The organism is Rubrimonas cliftonensis (assembly GCF_900107585.1).
Taxonomy (GTDB): domain Bacteria; phylum Pseudomonadota; class Alphaproteobacteria; order Rhodobacterales; family Rhodobacteraceae; genus Rubrimonas; species Rubrimonas cliftonensis.
Map to the genome: position 1 here is coordinate 1 of NZ_FNQM01000046.1, position 9,060 is coordinate 9,060.

The 9,060-nt window shown below is 71.8% G+C and carries 9 protein-coding genes; 2 read left to right on the top strand and 7 right to left on the bottom strand.

The genetic code is table 11. The annotated features are described in order from the left end of the window. Window positions 1-218 (bottom strand): hypothetical protein (locus BLW43_RS21870; RefSeq protein WP_217632284.1); only part of this gene is annotated, 218 nt, incomplete at its 3' end. Between the two features lie 234 nt (window positions 219-452). Continuing rightward, a complete protein-coding gene (locus BLW43_RS21875; RefSeq protein ID WP_093256870.1) occupies window positions 453-914 on the bottom strand; it encodes a hypothetical protein in 462 nt (153 codons plus the stop codon). A gap of 175 nt (window positions 915-1,089) precedes the next feature. Here BLW43_RS21875 and BLW43_RS21880 point away from each other — a divergent pair, with 175 nt between their 5' ends. Next, window positions 1,090-1,839, top strand: coding sequence for a hypothetical protein (locus BLW43_RS21880; protein ID WP_093256873.1), 750 nt, complete (start codon window positions 1,090-1,092; stop codon window positions 1,837-1,839). A gap of 18 nt (window positions 1,840-1,857) precedes the next feature. Here BLW43_RS21880 and BLW43_RS21885 read toward each other — a convergent pair whose 3' ends face one another. From BLW43_RS21885 to BLW43_RS23820, 5 genes are all read right to left on the bottom strand, one after another. Then, the gene (locus tag BLW43_RS21885) at window positions 1,858-2,313 is read right to left on the bottom strand and encodes a hypothetical protein (RefSeq protein ID WP_093256876.1); all 456 of its coding nucleotides are present in this window, start codon (window positions 2,311-2,313) and stop codon (window positions 1,858-1,860) included. 127 nt (window positions 2,314-2,440) lie between these two features. Beyond that, a complete protein-coding gene (locus BLW43_RS21890) occupies window positions 2,441-2,896 on the bottom strand; it encodes a P-loop NTPase family protein (RefSeq protein WP_093256878.1) in 456 nt (151 codons plus the stop codon). Window positions 2,897-3,597: 701 nt separating this feature from the next. Beyond that, on the bottom strand, window positions 3,598-5,361 hold the full coding sequence (locus tag BLW43_RS21895; protein WP_139284198.1) for a serine/threonine-protein kinase: 1,764 nt from the start codon (window positions 5,359-5,361) through the stop codon (window positions 3,598-3,600). Further along, window positions 5,358-7,139, bottom strand: a complete 1,782-nt coding sequence (locus BLW43_RS21900; RefSeq protein WP_093256884.1) for a hypothetical protein — start codon at window positions 7,137-7,139, stop codon at window positions 5,358-5,360. The genes BLW43_RS21895 and BLW43_RS21900 overlap by 4 nt, the downstream gene beginning before the upstream one ends. Before the next feature lie 219 nt (window positions 7,140-7,358). Further along, window positions 7,359-7,976, bottom strand: coding sequence for a hypothetical protein (locus BLW43_RS23820; protein WP_175479060.1), 618 nt, complete (start codon window positions 7,974-7,976; stop codon window positions 7,359-7,361). Between the two features lie 149 nt (window positions 7,977-8,125). Here BLW43_RS23820 and BLW43_RS21910 point away from each other — a divergent pair, with 149 nt between their 5' ends. After that, window positions 8,126-8,950: a hypothetical protein gene (locus BLW43_RS21910; protein ID WP_139284199.1), complete on the top strand. Its 825-nt coding sequence runs from the start codon at window positions 8,126-8,128 to the stop codon at window positions 8,948-8,950. The last annotated feature ends 110 nt before the right edge of the window (window positions 8,951-9,060 follow it).

A 9,060-nucleotide genomic window follows, 5' to 3' on the forward strand; every position in this document is an offset into this window, starting at 1 on the left:
ATCGCCATTTGAGCGACCCGCGCCCGGGCTCGGTCGAGCGCGTTGGCTTGTTGCGTCATGGCGGCGAGTTCGGTCTCGAGGCGCAGGAATATCGGCAGGAAGGCCTCCCCCTGCCGGTCCACGAGCAGCGCGGCATACCCCAGCGCCCGCTCCACCCGTGCGCGCCGCTCGATGGCGCCGCACTCTTGGGTCTCCCGCCGCCCCGCCGATTGTCCCATGAAACGCCAAGCCCGTTCTTGCGGATGGAGACATCCCCATCTTCCCGGGAAGGACGAGGGATCGTCCGGCGGCAGCTGGCGGGTTGGTGGTGCGCGGGTCGCCTTGACCGCAACCATCTGGCCGAGAACGTGTTTGGCGCTTCGCCGACTGTTTGCCGAAACTCTTCCGGAGATAATTCGACCAAAGCCTGCGCCGTTGCATCGGCACAGGCTCTGCGGCTGGCGGCGCCCGCGTCAGCGCGACGGCCGGTCCGTCTGAGCCGCCATCGCGAAGATGCGGTCGAGCATCGCTTCACGGTGTGCATCGTAGGTCTCGACCACCGCGGTGCCCTGCGCGACATCGAGTGTGGCGGCAATCTCGCGGGCGATTTCCAGTACGGCGAGGTCCTCGGCCGCGAGCCGCAGGACGGGCCCGCCATGATCGGGGTGGCCCCTGGCAGCGACCGTACCGCGGCTGATGGCGCGGACCAGCAGCGCGCGCAGCACGGCGTCGAGGCGATCGGGGGCCAGGGCATCGTCGTGCTCGCCGCGCCGCAGGTCGTCCAGCCATGTGGCCAGCAGGCCCTGGGCGCGGGCGAGGCCCGGGTTGCCGGCGGCGCGGCGACAGACGGCGTCCGCCGCCAGCAGGGCTGGGGCGAAGCGGTCCAGCAGCTCGGTGAGCAAGGCGGTGATTATGATGTGCGGGTAGTCGGACATGGCGTGTCTCCGGGACCCGGTTCGGGAAAGTCCGGTCGGGTCAAGCCGCGGCACATCGCCGATCGTCTGCGTTCGCGGAAAAATCTTTGCGTGGTGCGCGCCCCGACCGATCGCCAGTGCACCGATGTGCTCCCCAGCCGCCACAGGTCGTGGCGCTGGCCACAGGGGATGCCCCATGACGACCACCAACACCGACACCACCGCCGGAACGGCAGCCTTCGCGCTGCTGTCAGACGCGGACGCACAGGCGCTCGAGGCAGCGCATGCAAGCCGCATGGCGGCCATCGCCGACGGCGCCACGGCGGCGATCGAGAAGGCCATCGCCGAGCATTTTGCCGAACGCGACCGCCTGGAGGCGGCGGCGCACGGCGCCCTTCTGGCGCATCTCGCGGCGCGGCGCGCGGTCCTCGCGAAGCTTGAGGCCGCCGCTGCGGCGTCGAAGGCCGCCGAAGCCAAAGCCCCCACTCCGGCCGCGAGCACTGGCCATGACGAGAAACTCATCCAGCCGAAGGAGCCCGCGATGACCGAGAACGGCACCGGCGAGACCACAACCGCCACGGCTGCGAAAGCCCCGACGCCGGCACAGCTTCGGCCCGTCGCGGCCACCCCGGCGGCAACGCGCCAGGCAGGCGCCACCGCGCCCGAAGCCAACGGGGCGTCGCCGCTGGAGGGTCTTGCCGCCAAGGCCGAGATGCGCCGCCGCCTGGCCGGGACCACCTGGCTCGCCCACACCGCCGGACGGCGTGACGACCACGCCGCCGCACTGACCGACCTCGTAATGGTCGAGGCACGGATCGCCGAGCTCTTGGCTGCAGGCGGGAACGACACTGCGGTGAACCCCGGCAAGGCCCGGCGCCGAGACACGGGTGCCCAGCCCCGGTCTTCGGCGCCGGCGTCGGCCACGGGTTCAGCCCATCCGGCCTGATGCCGGGACCGGCGGGTCCTAGCGCCGGCGGCCGCGCCTCGCGGGCTGCCCCGCGACCTGGCGCGCCGCTGCGGGCCAGTGGGCAGCCAGCACGGCGTCGAGCGCCGTCACCCTCGCGTCCTGGGCGGCGATCTCGGCGATGCGGTCGCGCAGCCATGCCAGTGCCTCCGCGGTCTCGGGCGCGTGGGCCAGGCGCCCGATGGACGCCGACAGACCGCGCACGGCCGCCCGAAGGTCGCGTGCTGTTGCGGGTGTCCAGCGGTCGTCGGTCTCGACGGCCACGATGAGCCGATGGAGCGCTGCACGCGCGCTGTGATCGCAGCGCTGTGCGGCGCTGCGAAGGCTGTCCTCGTGCTGGCGCACCAGCAGGCCCAGATTGACGTGCCGGGCCTTGCGGGCCATCGCGGCCTCGAGCCGCAACGCGCGCAGGCGTTCGGGTGCGGCGAAGGCGTGGGGGGTCGTGACGATGTTCATGGCGATGCTCCTCGCGCTCGGCCCCGGTCAGGGTTCGGGGTCAAGCGACCCGCCCTGAGGGCGGGTCGGGGCGCGGGAGCGTGCCATCATGGCAGACGGTGCGGGCCCGTGGCGCTGGATCGCAGTCTCACATCATCCTGCGCGCCCGCGATTGCGGGTCGGCGGCGTCGGCCATCATGTCGACGAGGAAGCTCTGCCGCTGGCGGAAATTATCGACGACCTGCGTGCCACGCAGCAGGTCGAGGGCGCCCACGCCGGCGAGCGCGAGCTCGAGCGCGCGCGTCAGCCCCGGCCGCAGCGCGATGTCGACGAAGCGGCGGCCGTGGTCGGGGCTCGGGAGCAGCCCGAGGATGGACAGAACCCACAGCGTCTCGAGCACGAGCGAGAGCCGCTCGGGCGCCAGCACAGCTGCGTCCTGGGCTGCGACGAGGTCGGCGAGCCAGGTCGTGACGCAGGCGACCAGCGGCGCGCGACTGGCGTCCGCGCCGGTTTCGTCCGCGAGACAGCGCGTGAGCGGCGGCGCCACGTGCTGGCGCAGGAAGGTGGCGCAGACAGGCAGGAATGGCTCGTCGCTCGCAGTCATGGGGGCCTCCTCGGCAAGACCGACGGACTGTCCGGTCAAGACCCCGCGGCGGGGGGGCCGTGGCGCGAGGGGCGCGTCGAGGCCTGATGCGACGCATCCGGCGCCCACCTGCCCTGGCGGGAGCTGACCGGACCGGATCCGGGGCGTGGTGGATCTGCAGGCGGGCCAGCGCCCCGCCAGGCAGCCGAGGGGTCCACCGCCGGTGATGCCGGATCAGACGGCCCGCAACCCGGTCCCTTCTCCAGAACCCCCGGAAAGGGCCGCCTCGCCAATACGCCATGTCTTCTCTACAGAGCCCGTCCGCCGCCGCGTCGGCCTCACAAGAGGGTCGGCGCGGCGGCGGATGGGCGATCCGCCCGCCCTTTCTGCGCACCGATGGGACGCACCGGCTCTCTCGATCTTTCGCGGCGCACGCTGACAGATGACCGCGAATGCGCGGCTGGCGGAGAGCGGGCCTGACCACCTCGTGCGCTTGCTGCGCTGTCCGGCGCCAGGCGGTGTCCGGGAAAGATCCTGTCGGTCATCCGGTGTGGGACCGTGGCCATGCACCAGCATGGTCTTCTCGCGCGGTGGACCGGTGGCCGGCACATGGCCGGGCCCGTCGCCACCGCGTCGGTCAAGCTGGGGGGCCGTTTGTCACCGGCCAGACCCAGGTCTGCGCGACGGCGGCGGCGCCGTGACGCCGCCGCCCACCGTGTCCCTCAGGCAACCCCCTTGTCCGGCGCCGCGGCGCGCGCTCCGGTGTGCGCGGCGTGCAGGCTGTCGTGATGGACCGACAGCTGCTCCTGCATCGCCGAGATGCGGGCCCGGGCGGCAACGTCCGTCTCGTAGTGCCCCGCCGTCAGGACCGACCGGTGACCTGCGAGGGTACGGGCCGCCATCAGCCCCCATTCACCCCAGGCGGCCGCCTCGTCGAACCACAGTGTCCGCATGAGGTGGCTGCGGACGCCGAGGCAGCGCAGGAAGGCGCTGCGCACGCGGCCCGGCGCCATGGGCGCGCCGTCGGCGTGGCAGAAGTACGCCGCGCCCTCCCGCTCGTGGTAGAGACGCCAGAACGCCGACGGGTCCGCCCCGAGGAGGATCCCGTCGTCGAGATAGGCGCCGACGGCATCCCATACCGCGCCCTCCACCTCGACATCGGTCTTGCTCGAGAAGAGGTCGCTCTCCCAGCCTGCCTCGGTGCGCCAGAGCGTCTTACCCACGACATAGCGTGTGAAGTCGAGCTCTCGGTCCGGCCGCGCGATCGAGAGCGCCAGCGCCGCCGCGTCGAGCCATGCGGCGCGGCGGTGGTCGCTGCGCGGCAAGCCCGGCGCCGCCTCGGACCGCGCCCGTGCGGCCTCGGCCACGTCGACGAGGGTGAGCGGGTTCTCGGCGAGGTGCCGCTCCTTGCGCTTTGGCACGCCCCTCGCCTGTTTGCGCCAGAACGCCTCCTCTCGCAGGATCCGGTCCTGCTCCTCGGCGTCGAGACCGGCACGGCTGGCATAAATGCCGATGGTGTGGAGCATCGACGCCTTGCTCCGCGCAGAGACGTCCCGCGCCTTGAGCGCGGCGAGCCAGGCTTGCATGGACTCGGGACAGATCGTCTCCGGCGCGCCGACCGCGCGTGCCTCGTGCACGACCTGACATAGCGGCAGCGCCGCATTGCGGACGCTCACGGGCTTCCAGGGCTTGTGGCGGCGATCGCCCGGCGCGGCGAGCTCGGCAAGCTGCGCCTGCATCGGCGCGGGCAGCGCGTCGACGGGTACGGAGTGCTCCCGCGGCCGGGGCCCCCGGGGACGCCGCAATCCCTTGCGCGTGCGCGTCTCGCTCGCGAGGGTGCGCTGCCAGCCCTGCAGCAGCGGCAGATCGGCGTGGGTGGGGTCGAGGCGATGGAGCGTGAACGCGAGCGTGCGCGCCTTCTTCTCGCTCTGCCCGGTGATCGCTTCGACATCGCGCTCGCGCGGCGCGCCCTCGCGCTCGGCCGAAAGGGCGAGCCAGCGGCCGACGAGCTTCACATCCGACAGCCGGACACCCTCGGCCAGCAGCCCGGCGGCGGCGTCGCGGTACGGCCGCATGGCGGGGGCTGCGAGCACGCTGCGCGCGGTGCGCATGTCGATGCCCGAGCTCGCGTCGGCCCAGGCGACGCCGCGGCCGGCATAGCGCGCGAAGAGGCGCAACACCGACATATGCGTGCCGAGCGAGGCCTCGCCCACACCGCGGGCGCGGGCGTCGGCTAGCATCGCGGCGACGGTGGGCTCGGCGATCTCCTCGGCCAGCCCGTGCCGGCGCGCCGCCGCCACGAGATCGCGCAGCACGCCGGTGACCGCGCGCCATCGGGACTCCGGCGGGGCGGCCACGCCGCGCCGCGGCCGACCCTTCTCCATGGCGTCGAGGACATCGCGCATCCAGCCTGGCAGATCGGCCCGCGACACCGGGCAGCGCGGCCCGGGTCCCCTTTGGCGCCCTGCGCCGTCCGCGGCGCTCATGCCGCCCGCCTGCGGATGCCGGCACGGCGGTCCAGTGCCTCAAGGGCCTTGGAGGCGATCTTCTGGGCCTCGGTGATCAGGGCGCGCTTGTCGATCCAGCCATAGTGCCTGTCGACCGTGGCGAGACAGTCGCCAAGGAGCTCGGCGACCTGGCGGATCGTGTTGGGGTCGATCGCGAGCAGGATCGACGCGAGCGCGTGGCGGCACCGGTGCGGCGTCATCGACAGGCCGAGCTCGGCCATGGTGCGCACGAACAGACGCAGATACCGGCCGTAGGTGAGCCCCGGAAACAGGCGGTCGTCCGCGTCGGGGTCGATGTCGTACTCGGCGGCGAGGCGCGGGCGCACATCCTTGACGAACCAGCGCAGGATCTGGGCCGGGCTGAAGGTCGACGTGTCGAGCAGATCGGCGTCGATGGCCTTGTCGTTCTTCACGACGGTCGCGGGCAGCATGATCCGCGCCGGGGCGCGGCGGCGGTCGGGCAGGAACAGCTGCTGGTCCGGGCCGCCCAGCACGAGGCCGATCAGATTGCTGACGCGCAGCGGCAGGCGGGTTGTGATCGCCATCGCTGCCGCAACGATCGCGAGCCGCATCGCGTCGGCGCGCTCGTGGAAATCGAGCGCGTCCCACCTGTCGATCAGCGGGGTGGCGCGCGCGAACAGCGTCGCGGGGGTCGACAGGAACGCGTACTGCTGGTCGGGTGACCGGATCAGGTCGCGGCACCAGTCCCGGATCTCGGGCGTCATGCCGTGGATCCCCTCGAAGTATGGCAATTTGAGCATCAGCTTGCGCTCGGCAAGGATGTCGGGTGCGTAGGGTGCAAGGAAGTAGGCGGCACCAGACAGGTAGCCTTGCAACGTGTTCGGTGTGAGTTCCTTGGCCGTCCGGCCGTCGATCTCGGCCTCGACCAGCCGCCAGAGCAAAGCCGGGTCGGCGATGTCCTGCGGTCCCGCGACGGTGTCGAGGTCGACGAGGTCCAGCGCGCGCAGGCCGTCGACATACCACTCCACGCCGGTCCGGTACTGCTTGACGGTCTTGGGTTTGACACCATCGATGGACAGTTCGGTGTAGCCCGAGAGGCGCGTGCCGCGGGCCCGTAGCGCCAGCCACGCCTCGAGCGGCCCGGCGATGGCAGGCGGGATCCGGGTCGCGCGCGGCTCGCAGCGCCGTGGCTGTGTCAGTCTGATCGGGGCGGCAGGGACGAGGCCCGCGACACCGTCCAGCGCGCCGACGCGGTCGAGCAGGGCGATCGCCTTGCGGAAACCCCTGCGATCGGTCCACGCCTTGAGCGCGTCGTGGGTTGCCTTCGCCCAGGGGGCGTCGACCTCGAGCGGCTCGCGGCCGACATCGCGTGCCATGCGCGCGAGCATGTCGAAGCGGATCAGCGCCTTCTCATGGATCGGCGCGTTGGGACCGCCGACATGCGGCTGAAGCGCCGCGCGCAGGACAGCCCATCCGTCATGCTGCGCGGCGAGCGCGGCGCGTCGGGCGGTGGCGCCGGTCGCCGCATCGATCGCGCCGCGTACGTTCGAGCGCCAGTCCGCGAACGCGGCCCGCGTCTTGAAGACGCCGGGGAAGGACAGGACAGGGCCTTTTCCCCACCGGTCACGGAACGATTCCGCGCAGAGGATGATCTGGGCGGGGTGCCGATTGTCGTAGAGCTTGCTGCAGCGGCGCAGGGCGGCGAGCACCCGCGGCCTGTTCTGGTCGGAATACGGGATGGTGCCCGCCTCGATCTGGTCGATGATCTCCTGGACGGTAACGGTGGCCTTGTTCACGGCGGTCTCCTTGGCTGACGGAAGGGGTCAAGGAGGCGGTCATGAGGCGTTTGCGCGTCGTCGCTGCCGAGCGGCGCGCAAAACGCCGAAGGCCGCGCAATGAGGTGTACACCCTGTAAGATACTCAAACGATCTTTCTCGGGGCGTTCGCCTCATGGGTCTGCAAGACCCCTGAACGACGCGCAAAACGCCTCATGACGCCACCTCTTCGAGGAGGGATCACGGGAGGCCGGCGGGGTGGATTCGCAGCAGCTTGGGCCCCAGCCGCGTCGCGGGTAGGCGGCCCGAATTGGCGTAGCGGCGGGCGGTCGAGGCATCCTGGTCGAGGGCCTCGCCCGCAGCGATGGCGGTGCACAGCGGTGTGGTCGTATCCGGCCATGCGGCGCCCGCCAGCGCGCCGGCCCGCTCGATCGCCCAGATGTCGCGCCAGAGGTAGCGCGGCTTCGCGTGGGTCTCCTGGTCCTGCACGCCCTTGGCGCCGAGCACGCGCCGGGCGGTCTCGACATCGACGCGCCAGTGTTTGGCCACCTCGGTCAGCGTGGCGCTTACGGGCGTCTTCGCCACAGGGCTCGGGCGGCGTGGCGTCCGGGGTGGCATCTGCGGGACGGGCGGTGGCGGCATGGCTGGCTCCCTCATGAGGAGCCGGACATGGGTTCGATCGCGAAAAGCGGAAAAAGAGCCGTGCCCATGATGGTGCGCGCCGAAGCCGATGGTTCCTGAAAAACCCTCGTCCTGCCCTGGACCGGCCGAAGGTCGGCTTTCTAGAGTGGTGTTTTCCGCTTTCCCTCTTGGTTCACCGATTTCCCCAAGGCGATCGCCGTGCCGGCGCAGGGACATGCGGCCTCCCTGCGGCGCCTGTGACGGGAGACGGCGCGACCCTGGCGGGCGACGAGACCACCCGTGCGGTAGTTCTGGCAGAAGCCGCGGGATCGCCAGCCCCGCGCCCCGGGGAACACGCCGCGCCGCGCCGAGGGCGCTCCCCGAGGGTGCGCACCCCGCGCCGCGCGGGCTGCCTGGACGGTCGCACCTCCCGTGCTCACCAGCCAGGAGTGCGACCCATGACCTTCCTCCTCGACGCCGCCTTCGCCCACAACCCGCGCCCGCTCAGGCTGCACGCGCTCAAGCTTCGCCTCGCGCTGATGGCGATCTACTACGCCTACCGCGAGAGGCAGCCGGCCGGCGAACCTCACCCATACGGATGCAGCTTGCCGAGCGTCGATGTGCGCAACATGATTGGCCTTGGCCGGGCCAAAGACGCGCGCGCCCTGCGCCGCGCCATCGGAGAGTTGCAAGACGATCCCGCCTACCAGTGGATCAACCTGTCGCAGCATGGTCGGCGCCTGGCGTTTGCGCTCGAGCCGTCGCTCTGCCACGTGGCCCACATGGAGCGCTACGCCCTCATCAAGAACGAGGACTTCCAGCGGCCCGGCACGATCGCCGACTTCCACCTCTCGCTCCGCCACGCCGAGGTCCGCAAGATGAAGGCCCCCGCCTGCGCGGCGCCGCCTGTCGGCGCGGCCGCGATGGCTGGTCCGGGCAGCCGCCCCGATGACGACTGGGCCCGCCGCACGCTGCTGCCCGCCGTCCGCCGCCTCGCCGCCCGGATCGATGCGCCGGTGTTCGTCGGCGCCGTCTGGCCGGCAAACCCCGCCATGGCGCCGTCGCTGCGGTTTCGCTTCGGCGGATCCGGGACTGTCTGGACGCCGGCGGGGATGCGCAAGGTCCGCATCGACGAACACGCCTGGCTCGTCACCGCCGATGGCGCGAAACGCCTCAACCGCCCGCGCATCAAGCCCGTGCATGCGCCGTAAAGCGATCTGCTAGCGCCCGTTTCGGTCGGTCTCGGGGTGTGGGCGAGTCATGCAGGAACGGTCATTCCCGACCACGGGCCGGGGGATGCGGCGACCGCCGGGCCTGCGCC

Bases quoted from the DNA above. Each gene is read 5' to 3' on its own strand.
- BLW43_RS21875 (WP_093256870.1), bottom strand. From the start codon at position 914: ATGTCCGACTACCCGCACATCATAATCACCGCCTTGCTCACCGAGCTG.
- BLW43_RS21880 (WP_093256873.1), top strand. From the start codon at position 1,090: ATGACGACCACCAACACCGACACCACCGCCGGAACGGCAGCCTTCGCG.
- BLW43_RS21885 (WP_093256876.1), bottom strand. From the start codon at position 2,313: ATGAACATCGTCACGACCCCCCACGCCTTCGCCGCACCCGAACGCCTG.
- BLW43_RS21890 (WP_093256878.1), bottom strand. From the start codon at position 2,896: ATGACTGCGAGCGACGAGCCATTCCTGCCTGTCTGCGCCACCTTCCTG.
- BLW43_RS21895 (WP_139284198.1), bottom strand. From the start codon at position 5,361: ATGAGCGCCGCGGACGGCGCAGGGCGCCAAAGGGGACCCGGGCCGCGC.
- BLW43_RS23820 (WP_175479060.1), bottom strand. From the start codon at position 7,976: ATGTCCCTGCGCCGGCACGGCGATCGCCTTGGGGAAATCGGTGAACCA.